Origin of the sequence: Streptomyces sp. CB01635 (genome assembly GCF_002803065.1) — a bacterium.
Classification (GTDB): Bacteria; Actinomycetota; Actinomycetes; order Streptomycetales; family Streptomycetaceae; genus Streptomyces.
In genome coordinates, this window is sequence record NZ_NNBL01000003.1 from 755,340 (window position 1) to 774,363 (window position 19,024).

A 19,024-nucleotide genomic window follows, 5' to 3' on the forward strand; every position below is an offset into this window, starting at 1 on the left:
GCAAACCGGAGGCGATCCGGGTGACCTGTGCTGCCGCCCGTGACACGGCCCCCTCGCAGCCGGCCCTTCAGGGGTTCGTCGATGCGGTGCGCGAGGCGGCGGCGGGCTGACTTTTCAGGCCGGTATGCAGGGGTATGTGCGGGCTTCGTTCGGTTGCTCTGGCCATATGCGAGCGCTCTGGTGAATACTGATTCACCACATAGGTGAATAGGAATTCACCGCACCTCCCGCCCCCGCCCTGGAGGCGTCCACCGGAGCGCCCATGGAGCCCGCGATAAACCCCGACATGAATACCGACATAAGCCCCGAAATGGCTCCTCTGCCTGGCCTGCGCGGCCGGCTGACGATCCCGGTCCTCGCCTTCGGCGGCATCCTCATGGCCGTCATGCAGACGGTCGTGGTCCCGCTGCTGCCCGACCTGCCCCGGCTGACCGGCGCCTCGCCCGGCGCCGTTTCCTGGACAGTCACCGCGACCCTCCTCGCCGGCGCCGTCCTCACCCCCGTGCTCGGCAGGGCGGGCGACATGTACGGCAAGCGGCGCGTGCTGCTGCTCGCGCTGGGGCTGATGACCGGCGGGTCGGTGCTGTGCGCGCTCACCTCCGACATCCGCGTCCTGATCGCGGCCCGCGCGCTCCAGGGCGCGGCCGCCGCGGTCGTTCCGCTCTCCATCAGCATCCTCCGCGACGAACTCCCGCCCCACCGCACGGGATCCGCGGTCGCCCTCATGAGCTCGACCGTCGGGATCGGCGCCGCGCTCGGCCTGCCGCTCGCCGCCCTGATCGTCCAGTACGCGAACTGGCACGTCATGTTCTGGGCGACCAGCGCCCTCGGCGCGCTCGGCCTCGCGCTCGCCTGCTGGGCCGTGCGCGAGTCGCCCGTACGTGAACCGGGCCGGTTCGACACACTCGGCGCGGCCGGGCTCGCAGGCGGCCTCGTCTGCCTGCTGCTCGCCGTGTCGCAGGGCGGCCAGTGGGGCTGGGGCAGCGCCCGCGTGGTCGGCCTGTTCGCCGGCGCCGTCGTGATCCTCGCGCTGTGGTCGTGGCAGCAGCTGCGGGCCGACCGTCCGCTGGTGGACCTCCGGCTCGCCGTGGGCCGCCGCGTCGGCCTGCCGCACCTCGCCGCCCTGCTCGCCGGATTCGCCTTCTACGCCAATTCGCTCGTCACGGCGCAGCTGGTCCAGGCGCCCAGGTCCAGCGGTTACGGGCTCGGCCTCTCCATCGTGCAGACCGGCCTGTGCCTGCTGCCCAACGGCGTGATCATGCTGCTTCTCTCACCGGTGTCGGCCCGCGTCTCCGCCGCGCGCGGCCCCCGCGTGAGCCTCGCCATCGGCGGCGCCGCGATGGCGCTCGGCTATGTCGTCCGCATCGCGGACAGCCGCGACCTGTGGGTGATCGTCCTGGGTGCCGCGATCGTGTCGACCGGCACCACGTTCGCGTACTCGGCGCTGCCCACCCTCATCCTGCGGGCCGTGCCGGCGGGCCAGACCGCGTCCGCGAACGGGGTGAACGTCCTGATGCGGACCATCGGCCAGGCCGTCTCCAGCGCCGCCGTCGCAGCGATCCTCGTCCACCACGCCACCGGCGCCGGCTTCCCCGCACTGCGCGGCTATCAGATGGCCTTCCTCATGGCCGGTGCGGTCGCCCTCGTGGTGATAGCGGCGGCGTTCACCGTCCCTGCCGACGCGGCGGACAATGGAGGGCGCAAGTCCGTCAGCGGCACGACCGGGCGGACGGACAAGGCCCTCGAAGGAGCGTGACCCCGTGACGAGCCCGGCCCCGACGGCTTCCGCCGAGTCGGAATCCACCTCCGGTGTGAGAGATGACCACCGGTCGGGGCCGGCGCGCCGCGACGCAGAGGCGACCAAGACCGCGATCATCCGCGCCTGCCGCCACCTCCTCGCCCGGCACGCGCACACCGACATCACCCTCAAGGCCGTCGCGGAGCGCGCCGGGGTCAGCGCCCCGCTGATCCTCAAGTACTTCGGCAACAAGGACGCCCTGTTCTCCCAGGTCATGAACTTCGAGGCGGACGTGGAGACCTTCCTCGACGCCCCCCTGGAGGACCTCGGCCGGCACATGGTGCGCCACCTCCTCACCGGCCAGTCCGAGCACGGCGCCGACCCCATCCTGCGCATCGTGTTCGCCCCGCTCCACGGCGAACAGGGCGACATCCTGCGCGCCAACTTCCGTGCGCAGGTCAGCGACCGCCTCGCCGAGCGCCTGCGCGGACCGGATGCCGGCCTGCGCGCCGAGCTCGCCGTCTCCCTGCTCCTCGGTCTCGGCGTCATGTACGGAATCGCACGCGGCCCCCATGTGCGCTCCGCCTCGGTAGAAGAGATCACCGAACGCTACGGACCAGCCGTACAAGCTCAGTTGACTCCTGGCACACTGACCGGATGACTACAGCGGAGGCACATCCGGCGGCCACGACCGACCTGCTCGACCGCTTTCTGACCGGGCTGCGCGAGACACTGCCTGCCCCGTTCTCGCTGTGGGCGCACGGGTCGCTCGCCGGCGGGGACTACCAGGAAGGGCGCAGCGACCTCGACCTGATCGCCGTAGTACCGCACCCGCTCAAGCCGGACGAGGAGACACGGCTCGCCACGCTGCACGAGGGAATCGACGCGGAACTGCCCCTCGCGGCCCACCTCCACTGCTCCTACATGCCGCAGGGGGACCTCGACGACCCTGACCGTACGCACTTCACCTGGGCCCACCGGGAGGCCTACGCCCGCACGGTCACGCCCATCACCCGGCGCGAACTCCACACTTACGGCCTCGTGCTCCGTGGAGACCCCATCGCGGGCACCCTGCCGCCGGTGGAGGACCGCACGCTCAGGGAGTACATCCTCACCGACCTGACCGGCTACTGGCGGCCCAGGACCGGGCGCCCCGAGCTGTGGCTGGAGAATGTCTGGGTCGACCTGGGACTGATGGTCCTGGCCCGGGCGACGGTCACCCTGCGCGACGGAACCCTTGTCAGCAAGGCCGAGGCACTCGCCGTCCTCACCGAACTGGGCGCGCCCGCCGAGGTCGTGGCGGACATCGAACGCCGACGGTACGAGGGCGGCCCGGCCGACACCGCCCCCGATCCCGGCTGGCTCGCGCGCCGCGCGGAGTTGACCCTCGACTGGCTCGTCCCCGCACTCGACCGCACCGTCGCCGAGCACACCACCGACAGCTGAGAACCGGGCAGTCGGAGAGACCGGAGAGCCGCAGAGGTGCACAGCTGGAGGGCCGCAGGGCCGGATTCAGGCGGCCGGGTCCGGCGGCACCCGGTCGAGCTCGATGCCGAACGAGTCGCGGTACGTGTCAAGCACCTCCCGGTCGGACGCGAGTTCCGTACTGTGGCGCTCGCCGCCGGCTGTCGTCTTCAGCGTGCGTCCGCTCAGGGTCAGCCGGCCCTCGTCCGTGACCAGCGAGCAGACCAGCGACCGCGTGAACGTCGACTGCGGCGACGTGGAGTTGTACCAGCACCCGACCTCGAAATCCCGCAGTTCGCACGGGCGTTGTTCGAGGAGGTACTCCGGTACCCCGTCCTTGGACACACGCAGGTCGCCCTCCTCCGTCTCGGCGATCCGGAAGACGCCGCCCGGGTCCCGCTGCTCCCCCCGCTCACCGAGGTCGAGCGGGAAGTGGCTGTGCGCCCCGAAACCGACGTCCGCGAGCAGATCGGCCCCGTCGACGGTACGGACCCGAAGGGCGAGATGGTCGTACGGGATGCCGAGCTGCCCGTCCTTGCCGTACACCCGGCCCTGGAGCAGCGACACCTCGAAGCCCAGCGCGGTGAGCAGCGCCGCGAAGCCGCCGTTGAGCTCGTAACAGAAGCCGCCGCGGTGGCGGTCCACGAGCTTGGCGACGATCGCGTCCTCATCGATGGAGATGTCCTCGCCCAGGTGGATCGAGAGGTTCTCGAACGGGACCGTCCGTTGGTGCGCGAGGTGCAGGGTGCGCAGTGCCTGTGCGGTCGGCGCCGCGGGGCGCGGCGTAGCGATGCGGCGGAGATAGGCGTCGGTGCGTGAGGTGTCCATGGGGTCAGTCTGGGGGGCCGGGCGGACCTGGGCCACGGGCGGGAGGACCGTATCGACCCAGGTCGCGGCCTAGGACCAGCGGACCAGTACCCCCGGGAGCCGTCCCTCAGGCCGCCCCGGCCACCGGCCGCAGGCGCACCGGGAGTTGGTCGACGCTGTTGCCCACGAAGCCCGCCTTCCGCGCGAGCTCCGCGTCGGGCACGGCGAGATCGAGACCGGGGAAACGGGTGAACAGGCGCTCCAGGGCGACGGTGGCCTCCATGCGGGCGAGCGGCGCCCCCAGGCAGTAGTGCGGGCCGTGGCCGAGCGAGATGTGGCGGGCTGCCGAGGCTCGGGTGACGTCGAACCGGTCGGCGTCCGGGCCGTGCGCGCTCCGGTCACGCCCCGCCGCCGAGTAGCCCGCGAGCACCGGAGTGCCCCGGGGGATCACCGTGCCGTCCACCGTCAGATCACGTGTCGGGTAGCGGAACGGGAAGTAGCTGACGGGGCTGTCCCAGCGCAGGGTCTCCTCCACCACGTCGGACCAGGACGCCCCGCCCGACAGGACGAGGTCGAGCTGGTCGCGGTGGGCGCACAGGGCGCGCACGGCGTTCGTGACCAGGTTCAGCGTCGTCTCGTGCCCGGCGACGATCATCAGGAGCAGGGTGCCGATCAGCTCCTGCTCGCTCAGCCGGTCGCCGTCCTCCTCGCGCGCCGCGATCAGCGCGCTCGTCAGCTCGTCGCCCGGCCGGCTCGCCCGGGACGCGGCGACCGCCGCGAGGACGGACACCAGCTCACGGTTGGCGGCCACCGCCTCGCGTGGGCCGATGTCGGTGGCCACGACCTGGCCCGACAGATGGTGCAGCCGTCCCCTGAACTCCTCGTCCACACCGAGCAGTTCACAGATCACGCTCATCGGGAGCGGCAGCGCGAACTGCCGCCGCAGCTCCACGACGTCCTCGCCCTCGGCCACGGCTGCCTCCAGGGCGTCGAGCAGCTCGCCGGTCAGCTCCTCGACCCGCGGCCGCAGCGCCTCGACGCGGCGCGCCGTGAACGCCCGGCTCACCAGCGACCGCAGCCGCCGGTGGTCCTCGTCGTCCGCGGTCGTCATGCCCTGCACGGTTGCGAAGGTCATGAGCGGCCAGCCGTCGGGTATGTGGCCCTCGACCAGGGCGGTGAAGTGCCGGGCGCTCTTGGCGACATCGGGGTGCGCGAGGAAGTCCTTGAGGGCGTCGTGGCCGAGGACCACCATGCCCTCGACGTCACCGGGCAGCACGACCGGGGCGACGACGCCCTGGTCGAGCAGCCGCGCGTTCGCCGCGTGCGGGCAGCCACCGGCCGGGTCGATGCGGTGCGGGACCACGGGTGGGATCGTCAACGAGCTCTCCTGACCGGTCGCGGTAATGCGGGGGAACGCGGGAAGTGGACGTACGCACGTCACCTGCGGACGAACACACACGCACCTCACCTACGGACGAACACGCCTACCTCACCTACGGACGAGTACACCTACCTCACGTATGAACGCGCTTCTCCGTTCCCAAGTCGTACAGCTTCTCCAGCAGCCATGCCTCGTTTCCCGCGAGTCCCGCCCTGTCCAGGGCCTCGTCGGCCTCCGCGATCGGCAGGGCGAGCAGCGAGGCGGCGGTCGCCGGCTCGCATCCGGTCAGTGCGGCGCGCGCGGTGTGCAGCAGGCGCAGGCAGGCCTGGGCCGCGGCGAGTTCGGCACTCCTGGTCGCGTTCATATCGATGGGCCCCTCAGCTCGGCGAAGACGTGGATGTACAGACATGTGCCTCCACTCTTGCGCACGGGTCTGACAATTCGCCTTCGACGCGAGAGCCGAGGGGGGCTCAGCCGTCGAACTCAGGTGTCGAACTCAGTCCGCTGTACGGACTTTCGCCCGGCGTCCCAGGTTGAGCCGCAGGCCCTCCGGCATCAGCGTCAGGCGTTCCGCGACGCGCAGCCGGTAGCCCGGTTCGGGGTGCAGGTCGTAACGCCGCAGCAGCAGGCCGAGTACCAATGTCGCCTCGTGCAGGGCGAATTGGCGGCCGATGCATGCCCGCGCACCTGTGCCGAACGGTTTGAAGACATGCGGGGCGCGCGAACGCACGGCGGCCGGAGCGAAGCGGTCCGGGTCGAAGGCCTCCGGGTCGTCACCCCACGCCTCCGGGTCGCGGTGCAGGAGCGCAGTCAGGACCAGCGCCCAAGCGCCCCTGCGCATCGGGTGGATCCCGCCGAGCGTCGTGTCGACGGTGGCCTCGCGGGCGAACGCCGGAGCCGTCGGCCACAGCCGCAGGGACTCGTCGAGAACCCGGCGCAGATAGCGGAGCTTGGCCACCTGCTCGTACGCGGGCTCGTCCGCGTCGCCCCACACCCGCTCCACCTCTTCGCGCGCCTTCGCGAGGACGTCGGGGTGGTGCGCCAGATAGTGCAGCGCGAACGACAGCGCCCCCGACGTCGTCTCGTGTCCGGCGACGAGGAATGTGATGACCTGGCGCCGTATGTTCTCGGGGGAGAGCCGTTCCCCGGTGTCGGGGTGGGCGACCTCCAGCATGCGGTCGAGCAGGTCGCCCTGCCCGCCGGTGCGTGATCCGGACGCGGCCCGCCGCGCGGCGACGACGTCGTCCACGGTCCGGTTGAGGTACGCCATGTCCGCGGCGTTGCGCCGCTCCGCGCTCCGCAGGAGCAGGGGAGCGAGCGCCGGTGGCACCACGTTGCGGCGCTGCGCGAACGACAGCGTGCCGACCATGGCCGTCACGAACGGGTGGGGCCGCTCCCGCTCGAACGACCCGAAGTCATGGCCGAAACCGGTCCGAGCGATCGTCTCCAGGGTCAGCTTCGTCATGTCGCCGGGCACGTCCACGGCCTCGCCCGCCGCCTCCCGGGCGTCCCAGGCCGCCGTCAGGCGCCCCGCGACGTCCAGCATCAGCGGGTGGTAGCCCTCCATCGCGTCGCGACCGAAGCCGGGAGCGAGTACGTCGTGAGCCAGCTGCCAGTTGGGCTCGTGGTTGTACGCGGTGAACAGGCCGTCGCCGGCCATCGGCCGCAGATTGGCCACGCCCAGGCCGACATGCTTGGCGAAGCGCGACTCGTCGGCCATGTCGGCGGCGAACCGCGTGCCCCAGACGAACACGATCTCGTTGCCGAATGCCTTGCGGCGGAAGACGGGCCCGAGCTCCTTGCCGATCCGCATGGAGTCCTGCACCGGCGTGCGCACATTCGCGCCGAGGATGTCGCCGACGAAAGGCACCCGTCGCGGCGGGTGCGGAATCCGGTCGAGTCCGGGCCAGCCGAGCTCGGCGCTGCGAAAGCCCTTCGGCGGTGTCGAATCCGTCGCCGGCTGCGTCAACTGAGCCATGATCCCCACCTGCTGGACGTAGAGAGTGCGTGTACCCGAGCCGCTGTTATACGTGGGTTCAATACGCTTCCCAGTGTGGTCCCGCTATTGAATTCACGTCAAGCAATGCGGGTAAAGTGCTGCCATGGCCGCCAGGGAGCAGGAGCGCACGCGCCGCCGGCTGAGCACGGAGGAGCGCCGAGAACAGCTGCTCAGCGTGGGTGCGCGACTCTTCGCGCAGAGCACGTACGACGACGTCTGGATCGAGCAGGTCGCCGAGATCGCCGGCGTCTCGCGCGGGCTGCTCTACCACTACTTCCCGACGAAACGGGACTTCTTCGCCGCTGTCGTCCAGCGCGAGAGCGAGCGGATGCTGCGCCTGACCGCGGCCGTTCCCGGGATCCCGGTGCGCGAGCAGATCGCCGTGGGCCTGGACACGTTCCTCGGCTATGTGGAGGCCCACGGCGAGGGCTTCCGCGCCTTTCACCGCGCCGAGGCCGCGGGCGACCCGGCCGTGCGCGAGGTGTACCGGCGGGGCTTGGCCGCGCAGGAGCGCCAGATCGTCGAGGCGCTCGCCGCCGACCCCGACAGCTCCCACATCGACGGCGAATCCCCCGTGCTCCGGCTCGCCGTCCGCGGCTGGCTGGCCTTCATGGTGGCCGTGTGCCTGGAGTGGCTCGACGAGCCGGAGCTGTCACGGGATCAGGTGCGCGACCTGTGCGCGCGAGCCCTGCTCGGCGCGATCACGCCGTAGCGCGCCGCACGGGCCGGCCTCAGCCCCCCGGAGTCGCCCGGCCCGGAGTGACCTTGACGGGCTCCGTGCCGGCGCCGCTGTGCCGGTCCGCCCAGTTCCGCAGCGCCGTCCCGAAGGCGTGGTCGAGGTGGTGAAGACCGGACAGGTCGAGCACGACAGGCCGGTCCTGCGGCAGCGCCTCCAGGTTGTCGAGGATCTTCGGCAGCCGCAGGAAGGTCGCGTTGCCCGTCAGATACACCTGGATCGGTCCCGCGCCCTTGTCTATGACGTCGAGCCGCACGTGCGAGGCATCCCACGCCGTCTTCGCCACCGCGAGCGCCAGGCCGATGAGCACGCCTTCGAACATGCTGACGGCGACGATCGACACCGCGGTGACGATCAGGATCAGGGCCTCACCCCGGTGCTCACGCCACAGCCCCGCGATCTGCCGTACGGGGATGAGCTTGCAGCCCGCGTGGACCAGGACCGCCGCGAGCGCGGCGACCGGGATCACGCCGAGCGCGGCGGGCAGCAGGGCCGCGAACAGCAGGAGCCACACGCCGTGCAGGACCCGGGAGGCCTTGGTGCGGGCGCCCGCCTGGACGTTGGCGGCGCTGCGTACGATCACCGCCGTCATCGGCAGTGAGCCGAGCAGCCCGCACACGGTGTTGCCGGTGCCCTGCGCGATGAGTTCCTTGTCGTACGACGTGCGCGGCCCGTCGTGCATCCGGTCGACGGCGGCCGCGCTGAACAGGCTCTCGGCGGAGGCGATCAGGGTGAACGCGAGGACGGTGCCGATCACCCCGACGCTCGCGAGCTGCCCGAACGCGTCGGCGCCGGGCGGCTGCACGGTCTCGATCAGACCCTGCACCTCGACCCGCGCGACCGACAGCCCGAACCCGGCTGCCGCGAGCGTCGCGAGCCCCACCGCGGCGAGCGGCGCGGGCACCATCTGGGCCGCCCTGGGCAGCCGCTTCCAGCCGAGCAGCACGACGATCGTGCCCACGCCGAGGGCGAGCGCGGCGAGCGCCTTCGGCGAGGAGGCCGAGTCGATCAACAGGCCGGGCAGCCCGGCGAGTTTGTCCGGCCCCGACGCGGGCGCCGGCGTGTCGGCCATCGCGTAGAGCTGCCCGGCGATCAGTACGAGACCGATCCCGGCGAGCATGCCCTCGACGACCGCTACGGAGATCGCCCGGAACCAGCGGCCCAGGCGCAGGCTGCCCATGAGGATCTGGAGCAGCCCTGCCCCGAGCACGATGACGCCGAGCGCCGGCAGGCCGTACGCCTGCACGGCCTCGTACACGAGCACGGTGAGCCCGGCCGCGGGCCCGCTCACCTGAAGACTGCTGCCGGGCATGGACCCGGCAACGAGACCCCCCACGATGCCGGTGACGAGGCCGAGTTCGGCCGGGACGCCGGACGCCACGGCCACGCCCACGCAGAGTGGCAGGGCGACCAGGAACACGACGAGAGACGCGGCGAAGTCCTGCCGCGGTACCAAACGCTTCACGAGCGCATACCTCCAGCGCGCCCCGTGCGGGGCGCGTAGTCCTACACGTGCGGAGTGTCACGGGAGGCGGGCAGGAGGGTGCGCCGAAGACCCGCCGGAACTGCTCCTGCCCTCGGGCGCTCTCAGCAGCGGAAGACCTGGAGTATGACGGGGAGGGAGTCGGCCGCCCGTCTCGGCTGGCGGTGCGGGGACCTCTCGCCGGCGCCTGACGTCGGCGCGACGCCGGGCTCCCCGGCCTGGACCTGCCACGGGCACACGGCCCCGCGCACGGTGCCGTCGGGCACGTACTCCTCGGCGCGGTACCGGTCGCGGGGCAGGTAGTGGTGGGACGAACTCCGGGGCAGCTCGGTGTCGTCGCAGGTGGCGACCGGGCCGCCGGTGTGTGCCACCGAATCGTGGGCGGACGCGGACGGGGCGCTCCTGACCAGGAGTTGGAGGACGAGCATGCCGACGGTGAGGGCCATCAGGCAGGCCCTCGCTGTCGTCGTGCCGCGTGCCATCCGGTCGGCTCCCTGGTCGCGTCGCCTCGTAATCCTCATGGGCAGTTAGCAGATTAGCCTGGCGAACTGCCCATGTGGTTACCGTAAGGTTGCGCGGCGGTAAGGGCGCGCGGGACGGCGCGTGGTGGCCGGTTTCCGGCGGTCGGTTGTCAGCCGAGAGCGTCGTACACGGCGCTGATCAGGGCCATCTTCCGCGGGTCGTCGGCGATGTGAGGGCCCATCCGGTTCATCACATAGCCCAGCGCGACACCCGACTCGGGGTCGGCCGAGCCGAAGGAGCCGCCGAAGCCGTCGTGTCCGACCGCGCGCGGGTTCGGCCCGTACGAGCCGTTCGGCCCGCTCAGCCAGAGGCCGAGGCCCAGCTCCGTCTCGTGCGTGAACCCGGCGCCCAGGACCAGGTCGCGACAGCTGCCCTGACCCTCGCGGATCCGCTCGGCGGCCTCCGGGGACAGGATCCGGTGGTCACCGGACCGGCCCTTGCCCGCGATGATTCCGTACAGCGCGGCGACGGCGCGCGCCGTGCCGTGACCGTTGGCGGCCGGGATCTCGGCGGCGCGCCATGCCGCGGTGTTGGCCTCGGACGCGCCCGCGATCGGATTGGTCAGCGCGGCGAGGGCGGCCGGCGCCAACTGGGCGAAGATCGCGGCCTGTTCGCTGTCGGCCTGCGCGCGCGGGTGCACCATCTCCGCCGCGCGGCCCGACTCCTTGTCCGGCAGTCCGATCGTGAAGTCGATGCCGAGCGGGCCCGTCACCTCGCGCTCCAGGAACGCGCCCGGCAGCAGTCCGCTGACGCGCCGGACGACCTCGCCGACCAGGAACCCGTATGTCAGCGCGTGGTAGCCGGAGACCGTGCCGGGTTCCCACCAGGGCTCCTGCGCCGCGAGCCGGGACGTGGTGAGCTCCCAGTCGAAGAGCTGCTCCAGGGAGTGCGGCTCGCGCAGTCCGGCCAGCCCGGCGCGGTGCGACAGCAGATGCCGTACGAGGACGCCGTCCTTGCCGGCCGCGGCGAACTCCGGCCAGTACGCGGCGACCGGCGCGTCAGGGTCGAGCAGGCCGCGGTCGATGAGGATGTGGGCGCACAGGGCGGTCGGCCCCTTGGTCGTCGACCACACGTTGACGACCGTGTCGCGCTCCCACGCGCGCGTGCGGGCCGCGTCGGCCCAGCCGCCCCACAGGTCGACGACGGGCGCGCCGTCGATGAGGACGGTGAAGGCCGCGCCCAGTTCGCCGCGCTCGTCGAAGTTCTCCTCGAAGGCGCCGCGGACGGCGTCGAAGCGCGCGTCGCAGTGTCCTTGGATGCCGGGCGCGTGCTGGGTCATGACGTCTCCGTGGGCCGAAGCGGTGAGGCGGGGCGAGTCGGTATGGGGTCCGCAGAAGGTGAACATACCGACTGGTCGGACCGGCGGGAAGAGGGGCGAGGCGGATGGTTTCACCACGCCGGCCCGTCAGGCGAAATGCGGTGAAATTGCAAGGCTGCCTGTCGACCTTCTACGGTGAGGCCATGCAGCGAGAAACCGCGGACGAGCCGCTCGCAGAACAGGTGGCCGCCGATCTGTCGGCCGTCGTCGGACGGCTGCTCAGGCGACTGCGCACCGCGTCGCCCGACAGCCTCCTCACCCCGACACAGCGGACCGTGCTGGCGCGCCTCGACGGCGAAGGTCCCGCCACCACGGCCGCCCTCGCGCGCGCCGAGTACGTGCGGCCCCAGTCGATGCGGCTCACCCTGGCCGCCCTGGAGGAACAGGACTTCGTGGCGCGCACGCCCGACCCGGACGACGGCCGTCAGTCGGTCGTCGCCATCACGGAGAGCGGCCGGCACACCCTCGCCTCGGTCCGCGCCGCCAAGCACAGTTGGCTCGTCCAGGCCGTGGCCGGCGAGCTCGACGAAGCCGAACTGCGCACGCTCGCCGAGGCCACCGCGCTCATGGAGCGACTGGTGGAGAAGTGAGCGGTACCGGGAACGGGCACCCCGCCTCCCGAAGTTGATCTAGGTATGGCATTCTCCTCCCCGAGCGTCGGCGGGCACCGGCCCGCCGGCAAGGGGAGGGGACATCATGAAGACCCGAAACACCGTGATCAGAGCGCTCGCCACCGGTGCCTGCGCGATCGGCCTCGTCGCCGGCCTGCAGGGCCAGGCCTGGGCCGGAACGGTCACCATCTACGCGCCCAGCGGCGCGGGCAACGCCACCTGGAACGCCGATCCGGACGGCTCGATCCCCGGCGACGCGATCCGCGCCTGCGACACCAAGTCGGACGGCTGGGGCATCGAGACCGCGCTCGACTACAACTACGACGGCATCATGGACCGGCGCGTCGACACCCGCGGCCACACCGCCGGTTACTGCAGCTCGTGGAAGGGCGGAGACCTCACCGAGGGCAGGACCGTCCGCATGTACGTCACCCCGGTCAGCGGATCCAGCTACGGCCCCTCGACGTACATCGACGTCACGGCCTGACACCCACACACGCCCTGAGCCTCCCCCGGCGTCGGCTGGGGGAGGCCCCGTCAAGCGTCGGTTCAGAACCCGATCGCCTCGCGGAGCAGCAGGACGATTCCCTGGCCCGTGAGGGGTTGCGCGTTGAGGACCAGGAGCTGGTTGACGGAGCTGGGCTGTCCGTACACCTCCAGAGCGCGGGCGGTTTCGAGCGGGAGGGCGTGTTCCTCGAGGCGGCGCAGCGCGGTGTCCAGGTCGGGCACCACCTTCTGCGCCCCGACGACCCAGATCGCGCGCCCGGCGCCACCGGCGTACGCGGGCAACTGGCTTCCGCTCGCCGAGGCCACCACGAGGGAGCCCGTCTCGGTGAGCGCGGCGACGCTGCCCACGACGACGTCCGGGACAGCGATGAGGCGCCGGATGTCGTCCGCCTCGGCGGCCCGGTCCATGGTCACCGCGCGGGGCTTGACGGCCGCCCGGTACCGGCCGCTGGTGTTGATGTCGTCGTCGATGCCGGACAGCCGCAACGTCTCGCTGGCCGCGGTGAACACGCTGGCGTCCTCCGGGATCAGCTCCTGGACCCGGGTCCGCGCGGCGCCGGCGTCATCGAGGATCTCGACGGTGAAGCGGTGCGCCGCCAGCGCGGCGGCCGCTCGCTCCAAGCGGTCCGCGGGCGCCGGGCCGGTGAACGGCGTGGTCGGAGTCGAGACGGTCATCGTGCCTCCTGAGCAGCGTGGATGTCCCCGGCCGGAGCCGAGCCCGTCAGCGGGGTGGTGTCGAAGTACCGGATCTCGTAGACCCGTTCCGTGAACCTCCAGCCTTCGTCGGTGCGGCGGTAACGGTCGTGGTAGATCGCGTAGTTGAGGCCCTGGAAACCGCTTTGCATGCGCGCGATCTCCTGCATGTAGGCGCGGCCGGTCGCGGTGTCGCCGTCGATCCGGATCACGCCCGGATGCGTGTTCTGCACGAAGAAGTCCCACTGGGCCTGGAGCCGCTCGCCCCCGGTGCGGATCTCCTCCCGGCCGTTCATCTCGATGGGCACGTCGGGCATCCGCAGCACGCCGTCCTCCGTGAACAGGGACGCGAGGCGGGCGCGGTCGCGCATCATCGCCGCGTCGGTGAACTCACCGCGCAACGCCTCGATCTCGACGCGGTCGGCAATCGCTTGAAAGTCGGTCATCGGCTTCCTCCGTTCCGTATACCTCGTACGACAACGCAGCCCTCCGGAATGTGAGGCGACGCGAACGACGTCACATTCCGGAGGGCTGTCTCGTCAAAGAGATGGAGGGCAGTGACGAGGCCGAGGCAAGGGAGTGCGCGACACCATGGCCAACCGAACCGACACGGCACACGGCCACGCCGATCCGGGCCTGAGCGCGATCATGAGCGAGCGGCGCCAGCTGATCAATCTGGCGTACCGGCTCCTCGGCTCGCTGGCCGATGCCGAGGACGTCGTGCAGGAGACGTTCGTCCGCTGGTACGCCATGGACCGGCCGCAACGCGACGCCATCGAAGCACCCGGCGCCTGGCTGACCAAGGTGGCCAGCCGCATCTGCCTCAATCTGCTCGGCTCCGCCCGTGCGCGCAGGGAGCGCTACGTGGGCGAGTGGATCCCGGAGCCGCTTCCGGAACGCCGGGAGTGGACCGACGGCGTCACGGCGGACCCGGCGGACCGGATCACACTCGACGAGTCGGTCGACATGGCGTTCCTCGTCGTACTGGAATCCATGACGCCGGCGGAACGCGTCGCCTTCATCCTTCACGACGTCTTCCGCTACGCGTTCGCCGAGGTGGCCGAGATCGTCGGCCGTACGCCGGCGGCCTGCCGCCAACTGGCCTCCTCGGCCCGCCGCCGCATCCGCGCTTCCCAGGCTCCGGCCGGGCCGACGACCGCGCAGGCCGGCATCGTCCGGGAGTTCAAGCAGGCCTGGGCGGCGAAGGACGTGAGCGCCCTCGTGGGCCTGCTCGATCCCGACGCCACCGTGATCGCCGACGGCGGGGGCCTGGTCGGCGCCCTGCGACGGCCGGTCACGGGTCGCGAACGGGTCGCCCACGCCTATCTCAACGTCGCCCGCCTCGCACCCGACCAGACACTGCTGGAGCGTACGGTCAACGGCCGGCCCGGCCTGGTCGCCCAGCAGGACGGCGTCACGGTCACCGTGTTCGCGTTCCGCGTCGCCGGCGACCGGATCACCCACATCTGGGCGGTACGCAATCCGGAGAAGCTCCGCCCCTGGACAGAGGGTGACCGTGGCGGGGCCCGTGTGTCAGCGGGACGCCGCGGGGACTTGCCCGTCGGACGGTGACGTCGCCGTCTCCGGCGCCGCTTCGGCGAGGTGGTCGACGGTGCCGTCCGGGTCGGTGAGGCGGTTCAGGCGGCCCGGTATGTCGAAGCCGACCAGCAGGACCACGATCACCGTGCCCGCAAAGGTCAGCACGGCCAGGGCGCGCCCCAGGTCCATGCCCGCCGCGAGATGCGCGCCGAGCACCGGTGCGACGGCTCCGCCGAGCGCACCCACGTTGTACGTGAACCCCAGCGCGGCGGCGCGGTTCTCGGTGGGGAAGTGGCCGCCGATGTACCGGGGCAGCAGCCCGGAGATGCCGAAGCTGGTCGCCTGGAGCACGAAGAGCAGGACGCCGAGCAGCAAAAGGTCGTCGCGCACCGCGAACACCGGGAAGACGAAGACCAGCGAGGCGAGCAGCGTCAGCGCGTACGCCTTCTTCGTGCCCATCCAGTCCCCGGCGAAGCCCGCGAGCCAGCAGCCCGCCATCGTGCCGAAGCCCGCGAAGTACAGCGCGTCGGTGACCTGTCCCGGCGAGTAGCCCAGCTCGGTCTTGAGGTACGTGGGCAGCAGCGCCTGGATCGGCCACGAGTACAGGAACGCGAAGAAGATCGTCACGATCATCGACACATAGAGCAGCCAGCTCTTGCGCCCGCCCAGCTGCACGGCGAACGCGATCAGCGCCACCGCGGCCACGACGGACAGCGCGGGCACGAGCCCGTCGCCGACGGGCGTGAAGATCGCGAACAGCGACACGGTGGCGGCCACGGCGAGGACGACGTTCACCGTCGCCCTGGCGGGCGTGGCGAACAGCGGCCGGAACGGGTTCGGCCGCTCCTTCTCCGACTGCCTGCCGACCGACTCGCTCCAGTCCGCCGCCTCCGGCAGCGCCCGCCGCATCCACAGCGCGACAACGATCGGCACCAGGCCCACACAGAACATCCAGCGCCAGCCCAGCGTGGGCACGACCCAGTTGTAGACCTGTGCGGCGAGCACCGAGCCCATCGAGAAGCCCGAGATCAGGAACCCGCTGGCCCGGTTGCGCACGCGCGTGGGCCAGCTCTCCATGACGTACGTGGCGCTGGCGCTGTACTCGCCGGCCATGCCCATCCCGATCGCCAGACGCGCGACGAACAGGCTCGTGTAGTCCCAGGCGAAGCCGCACGCGAACGTGCCCAGGGAGTACAGCAGGATGCTGAGGACCATCGAGAGTTTGCGGCCGTACCGGTCGCCGAGCGCGCCCAGGACGGCTCCGCCGAGCCAGCGCGTGATGAACGCGCCGGAGATCAGGCTCGCGGCCTGCACGGTGCTCAGGCCGAACTCCGAGCTGATCTCGGTCAGCACCAGGGTGATCAGGACGAAGTCGAACCCGTCGAGGACGTAGCCGATCCAGGCGGCGAAGAACGCCTTCCACTGGGGGCGGCTCACCTCGCGGTACCAGGGGAGCGGTGGCTTGGCTGTGGTGTGCACGATTACTCCAGGATGCCGGAAGGACTCACCGTCGAGTCCCGTCTGCGGTGTGGGGTGCGGTACGGCCTGTGGGGGGAACTACGTACAGGGGAGTGCGGCCGCGAAGCGTGAGGTCAGCGCGGTGGGCGCGGTGATCGCGGTGCCGACGACGACGCTGTGAGCGCCCCGCGCGAGCGCCAGCGCGGCCTCTTCGGGGGTGCTGATACGGCCTTCGGCGACGACCGGGACGTCCACCGTGGCCGAGAGCGCGGCGACCAGTTCGAGGTCGGGGCCGTCCTGGCGGGGGGAGCCGGGAACGTAGCCGGACAGCGTCGTGGACACGAGGTCCGCGCCGGCGGCGGCCGCGGCGACGCCCTCGTCGAGGGTCGCCACATCGGCCATCACCAGGGCCCCGGCGGCGTGCACCGCGGCCACGATGTCGGCGAACGTGCCGCCGTCGGGCCGGGGGCGCGCGGTCGCGTCGGCCGCGACGATGTGGGCGCCCGCCTCGGCGACGGCCAGGGCGTGCCGGACGGTCGGCGTGATGTAGACGCCGGTGTCGCCGTCCTTCCACAGCCCGATGAGCGGCAGGTCGACGGCGGCGGAGATCGCGGCGACGACCTCGGGTTCGTTGGCCCGGATCCCGGCCGCCCCGCCGGCCGCGGCGGCCCGCGCCAGCCGTACGAGGGTGTCGGTGTCGCGCAGGGGATCGCAGGGCGGCGCCTGACAGGAGACGATCAGCCGGCCCTTGAGCAGGTCGGCGACGGGGGACGAGGGCGCGGGGTCGTTCATCGAGGACTCCAGGGAGGGGTGTTCAGGACTGCGGCGGCGCGTGCAGCGGCACCTGGGAGGGCAGGCGCGCGGCGCCGATGACGGCGGCGTCGGCCCCGAAGAGGGGCCTGGAGGGCCGGAGGCGAGCCAACGGCGGCATGAGTTCGGAGGCGAACGCCTCGGTCAGCGCGTCCCAGTAGAGCGGCCCGATGTGGGGCACTCCGCCGCCGACGACGACCCGGTCCGGCCCGAGCGTGTTCGCGAGACCGCCCAGGACCCGGCCCGCGGCGACCGCGCCCGTCACGATCGCGCGCACGGCAGGCTCCTCACCCGACGCGGCCCGCTCGGCCACGGTCTCCAGGCGTTCCAGGGGCCGGCCCGTGAGCCGCCCGTACAGCGCGGCGATCCCGGGCCCCGAGGCGACGGCTTCGAGGTGGCCCGTGCCGCCGCAGGTGCACGGCAGCCCCGCCGCTTCCGGACTCGGCACATGGCCGAGGTGGCCCGCGATGCCCGCGGTTCCGTGCACCATGCGCCCTCCCACGGCCACCGCGCCGCCGACACCGGTGCCGATCGCCGCGTAGACGAGGGACGCGCCCGCGCCGGCGGCGGCCAGTTCGGGGGCCGCCGTCGCGCGTACGTCGTTGTCGCACGCCACCGGGAGTCCCGTACGAACCGCGAGACCGGCGGCGAGCGCCGTGCCCGCCCAGCCGCGGATCGAGTGGGTGGCGCTGGTGACCCTGCCGGTCACAGGGTCGATCACCCCGGCCGCCGCGACCCCGAGTGCGCCGGGCCCTGTGCCGCCGTCGACCGAGCGGGCCGCGTCGGCGAGCGCGTCGAGCACGGCGCCGGGTCCGTCGGCGGCGGGCGTGGGCCGGGTGTGCCGGGCCAGGACCGTGCCGTCCGGGGCCACGAGCGCGGCGGCGATCTTCGTGCCTCCGAGGTCGAGGCCGATCGCGGGACCCGTGACCGTCATCGGACCGGCGCGAGCCCGGCAGCACGCAGGTGCCGCGCGACCTCGGCGACGGACTCCGCGCCGAGCTGGATCTGCGGGAACGCCGTGTCGCCGCACTCGATGACCCCGAGCAACCGCAGCGCCGCCTTGAACGAGCCGAGTGCGGACGAGCTGCGCCCCATGTCGGCCTCGGGGCCGACGTCGACCATGCCGAACAGCGCGACGAGACGCTCCTGCTCCTTGGCGGCGAGCGCCCAGTCACCGGCCAGCGCGGCGTCGTAGAGGCGCACGTATCCGGCGGGATCGACGTTGCCGATGCCGGGCACGACGCCGTCCGCGCCGGCCAACAGGGCGCAGTCCACGGTGAGTTCGGATCCGGTGAGTACCGAGAAGTGCGGGGCGGGCCCGTCCGCGCGGCCGTCGCGGCCGCCCAGCTCGACGATCAGCCGGCGCAGCCCGCCCTCGTCGCCGCTGCTGTCCTTGAGGCCGGCGAGCGTGCCGTCCTCGGCGAGCTCGCGCACCAGTGACGTGGGGAGCTTGCTGTGGACGGCGACCGGGATGTCGTACGCGAACAGCGGCAGGTCCACGCTCGCGTGCAGGGTGCGGAAGTGGCCCGCGATCTCCTTGGGGTGGGTGCGCGTGTAGAAGGGCGCGGTGGCGACCAGGGCGTCGGCGCCGAGCTCGGCGGCCACGCGCGCGTGGGCGATGACGCGCGCGGTCGTCGTGTCGATGACACCGGCGAGCACGGGGACCCGGCCCGCCGCCGTCTCCACGACGGTCCGCAGGGCGACGGCACGCTGCTCGTCGGTCAGATACGCGACCTCGCTGGTCGAGCCGAGCGCGAACAGTCCGTGCACGCCGCCCGCGACGAGGTGGTCGACGAGACGGGCGAGGGAGGCGGTGTCCACCTGGCCCGCCTCGTCGAGGGGGGTGCAGACGGGCGGGACAACCCCGCGCAGGGGTGCGGTCAGGGGCATGGCGGCGCTCCGGATTCTCTTCGGTTCAGAGGGGGTAGGGCATCAGACATAAGACGTCCTACGTCCTG

20 protein-coding genes are annotated in these 19,024 nt (G+C 72.0%); 7 read left to right on the forward strand and 13 right to left on the reverse strand.

The window, feature by feature from the left end; all coding sequences use genetic code 11:
• The first annotated feature begins 286 nt into the window (after positions 1-286).
• The 3 genes from CG723_RS11550 to CG723_RS11560 are packed head-to-tail and all read left to right on the forward strand — an operon-like array spanning position 287 to position 3,184.
• Positions 287-1,756, forward strand: coding sequence for an MFS transporter (locus CG723_RS11550; RefSeq protein WP_199841725.1), 1,470 nt, complete (start codon positions 287-289; stop codon positions 1,754-1,756).
• 4 nt (positions 1,757-1,760) lie between these two features.
• On the forward strand, positions 1,761-2,399 hold the full coding sequence (locus CG723_RS11555) for a TetR/AcrR family transcriptional regulator (protein ID WP_442802539.1): 639 nt from the start codon (positions 1,761-1,763) through the stop codon (positions 2,397-2,399).
• Positions 2,396-3,184, forward strand: coding sequence for a nucleotidyltransferase domain-containing protein (locus CG723_RS11560; protein WP_100593185.1), 789 nt, complete (start codon positions 2,396-2,398; stop codon positions 3,182-3,184). The genes CG723_RS11555 and CG723_RS11560 overlap by 4 nt, the downstream gene beginning before the upstream one ends.
• A 66-nt stretch (positions 3,185-3,250) precedes the next feature.
• Here the strand turns inward: CG723_RS11560 and CG723_RS11565 are convergent, their stop codons facing one another.
• The 4 genes from CG723_RS11565 to CG723_RS11580 form a co-directional block, all read right to left on the reverse strand.
• Entirely contained in the window at positions 3,251-4,030 is a 780-nt protein-coding gene (locus CG723_RS11565; RefSeq protein WP_100593186.1) for an arylamine N-acetyltransferase family protein, read from the reverse strand.
• 106 nt (positions 4,031-4,136) lie between these two features.
• The gene (locus tag CG723_RS11570) at positions 4,137-5,387 is read right to left on the reverse strand and encodes a cytochrome P450 family protein (protein ID WP_100593187.1); all 1,251 of its coding nucleotides are present in this window, start codon (positions 5,385-5,387) and stop codon (positions 4,137-4,139) included.
• A gap of 136 nt (positions 5,388-5,523) precedes the next feature.
• Positions 5,524-5,754, reverse strand: coding sequence for a hypothetical protein (locus CG723_RS11575; RefSeq protein WP_100593188.1), 231 nt, complete (start codon positions 5,752-5,754; stop codon positions 5,524-5,526).
• A gap of 132 nt (positions 5,755-5,886) precedes the next feature.
• Positions 5,887-7,368 (reverse strand): cytochrome P450, encoded by a 1,482-nt coding sequence (locus CG723_RS11580; RefSeq protein WP_100593189.1) that lies wholly within the window; start codon positions 7,366-7,368, stop codon positions 5,887-5,889.
• A 124-nt stretch (positions 7,369-7,492) separates the two neighbouring features.
• Between CG723_RS11580 and CG723_RS11585 the strand changes: the two genes are divergently transcribed.
• A complete protein-coding gene (locus CG723_RS11585; RefSeq protein ID WP_100593190.1) occupies positions 7,493-8,101 on the forward strand; it encodes a TetR/AcrR family transcriptional regulator in 609 nt (202 codons plus the stop codon).
• A 19-nt stretch (positions 8,102-8,120) separates the two neighbouring features.
• On the opposite strand, the gene CG723_RS11590 is transcribed toward CG723_RS11585, so the two are convergent.
• From CG723_RS11590 to CG723_RS11600, 3 genes are all read right to left on the reverse strand, one after another.
• Entirely contained in the window at positions 8,121-9,590 is a 1,470-nt protein-coding gene (locus tag CG723_RS11590) for a SulP family inorganic anion transporter (protein WP_100593191.1), read from the reverse strand.
• Between the two features lie 122 nt (positions 9,591-9,712).
• On the reverse strand, positions 9,713-10,090 hold the full coding sequence (locus CG723_RS11595) for a hypothetical protein (protein ID WP_100593192.1): 378 nt from the start codon (positions 10,088-10,090) through the stop codon (positions 9,713-9,715).
• A 149-nt stretch (positions 10,091-10,239) separates the two neighbouring features.
• Complete coding sequence (locus CG723_RS11600; protein WP_100593193.1) at positions 10,240-11,409, reverse strand: serine hydrolase domain-containing protein; 1,170 nt, start codon at positions 11,407-11,409, stop codon at positions 10,240-10,242.
• A gap of 182 nt (positions 11,410-11,591) precedes the next feature.
• On the opposite strand from CG723_RS11600, the gene CG723_RS11605 reads away from it, so the two are divergent.
• Positions 11,592-12,038, forward strand: coding sequence for a MarR family winged helix-turn-helix transcriptional regulator (locus tag CG723_RS11605; protein ID WP_100593194.1), 447 nt, complete (start codon positions 11,592-11,594; stop codon positions 12,036-12,038).
• Positions 12,039-12,144: 106 nt separating this feature from the next.
• Entirely contained in the window at positions 12,145-12,546 is a 402-nt protein-coding gene (locus tag CG723_RS11610; RefSeq protein WP_100593195.1) for a hypothetical protein, read from the forward strand.
• A 62-nt stretch (positions 12,547-12,608) separates the two neighbouring features.
• On the opposite strand, the gene CG723_RS11615 is transcribed toward CG723_RS11610, so the two are convergent.
• Together CG723_RS11615 and CG723_RS11620 are read right to left on the reverse strand one after the other, a co-directional pair.
• On the reverse strand, positions 12,609-13,241 hold the full coding sequence (locus CG723_RS11615; protein ID WP_100593196.1) for an LUD domain-containing protein: 633 nt from the start codon (positions 13,239-13,241) through the stop codon (positions 12,609-12,611).
• A complete protein-coding gene (locus tag CG723_RS11620; RefSeq protein WP_100593197.1) occupies positions 13,238-13,705 on the reverse strand; it encodes a nuclear transport factor 2 family protein in 468 nt (155 codons plus the stop codon). The genes CG723_RS11615 and CG723_RS11620 overlap by 4 nt, the downstream gene beginning before the upstream one ends.
• Positions 13,706-13,850: 145 nt before the next feature.
• Here CG723_RS11620 and sigJ point away from each other — a divergent pair, with 145 nt between their 5' ends.
• A complete protein-coding gene (gene sigJ / locus CG723_RS11625; protein ID WP_100593821.1) occupies positions 13,851-14,831 on the forward strand; it encodes an RNA polymerase sigma factor SigJ in 981 nt (326 codons plus the stop codon).
• Here sigJ and CG723_RS11630 read toward each other — a convergent pair.
• From CG723_RS11630 to CG723_RS11645, 4 genes are all read right to left on the reverse strand, one after another.
• Positions 14,793-16,277, reverse strand: a complete 1,485-nt coding sequence (locus tag CG723_RS11630; RefSeq protein ID WP_100593198.1) for a sialate:H+ symport family MFS transporter — start codon at positions 16,275-16,277, stop codon at positions 14,793-14,795. The two genes, sigJ and CG723_RS11630, sit on opposite strands and share 39 nt — an antisense overlap.
• Positions 16,278-16,355: 78 nt before the next feature.
• Positions 16,356-17,048 (reverse strand): N-acetylmannosamine-6-phosphate 2-epimerase, encoded by a 693-nt coding sequence (locus CG723_RS11635; protein WP_100593199.1) that lies wholly within the window; start codon positions 17,046-17,048, stop codon positions 16,356-16,358.
• Between the two features lie 22 nt (positions 17,049-17,070).
• Complete coding sequence (locus CG723_RS11640) at positions 17,071-18,000, reverse strand: ROK family protein (RefSeq protein ID WP_100593200.1); 930 nt, start codon at positions 17,998-18,000, stop codon at positions 17,071-17,073.
• Entirely contained in the window at positions 17,997-18,956 is a 960-nt protein-coding gene (locus tag CG723_RS11645; protein ID WP_100593201.1) for a dihydrodipicolinate synthase family protein, read from the reverse strand. Before CG723_RS11645 ends, CG723_RS11640 begins: the two co-directional genes overlap by 4 nt.
• Positions 18,957-19,024: the final 68 nt, after the last annotated feature.

Coding starts and splice junctions, on each gene's coding strand:
- CG723_RS11585 (WP_100593190.1), top strand. CDS start 7,493: ATGGCCGCCAGGGAGCAGGAGCGCACGCGCCGCCGGCTGAGCACGGAG.
- CG723_RS11575 (WP_100593188.1), bottom strand. CDS start 5,754: ATGAACGCGACCAGGAGTGCCGAACTCGCCGCGGCCCAGGCCTGCCTG.
- CG723_RS11595 (WP_100593192.1), bottom strand. CDS start 10,090: ATGGCACGCGGCACGACGACAGCGAGGGCCTGCCTGATGGCCCTCACC.
- CG723_RS11640 (WP_100593200.1), bottom strand. CDS start 18,000: ATGACGGTCACGGGTCCCGCGATCGGCCTCGACCTCGGAGGCACGAAG.
- CG723_RS11580 (WP_100593189.1), bottom strand. CDS start 7,368: ATGGCTCAGTTGACGCAGCCGGCGACGGATTCGACACCGCCGAAGGGC.
- CG723_RS11615 (WP_100593196.1), bottom strand. CDS start 13,241: ATGACCGTCTCGACTCCGACCACGCCGTTCACCGGCCCGGCGCCCGCG.
- CG723_RS11635 (WP_100593199.1), bottom strand. CDS start 17,048: ATGAACGACCCCGCGCCCTCGTCCCCCGTCGCCGACCTGCTCAAGGGC.
- CG723_RS11645 (WP_100593201.1), bottom strand. CDS start 18,956: ATGCCCCTGACCGCACCCCTGCGCGGGGTTGTCCCGCCCGTCTGCACC.
- CG723_RS11560 (WP_100593185.1), top strand. CDS start 2,396: ATGACTACAGCGGAGGCACATCCGGCGGCCACGACCGACCTGCTCGAC.
- CG723_RS11620 (WP_100593197.1), bottom strand. CDS start 13,705: ATGACCGACTTTCAAGCGATTGCCGACCGCGTCGAGATCGAGGCGTTG.
- CG723_RS11600 (WP_100593193.1), bottom strand. CDS start 11,409: ATGACCCAGCACGCGCCCGGCATCCAAGGACACTGCGACGCGCGCTTC.
- sigJ (WP_100593821.1), top strand. CDS start 13,851: ATGGCCAACCGAACCGACACGGCACACGGCCACGCCGATCCGGGCCTG.
- CG723_RS11605 (WP_100593194.1), top strand. CDS start 11,592: ATGCAGCGAGAAACCGCGGACGAGCCGCTCGCAGAACAGGTGGCCGCC.
- CG723_RS11610 (WP_100593195.1), top strand. CDS start 12,145: ATGAAGACCCGAAACACCGTGATCAGAGCGCTCGCCACCGGTGCCTGC.
- CG723_RS11550 (WP_199841725.1), top strand. CDS start 287: ATGAATACCGACATAAGCCCCGAAATGGCTCCTCTGCCTGGCCTGCGC.
- CG723_RS11565 (WP_100593186.1), bottom strand. CDS start 4,030: ATGGACACCTCACGCACCGACGCCTATCTCCGCCGCATCGCTACGCCG.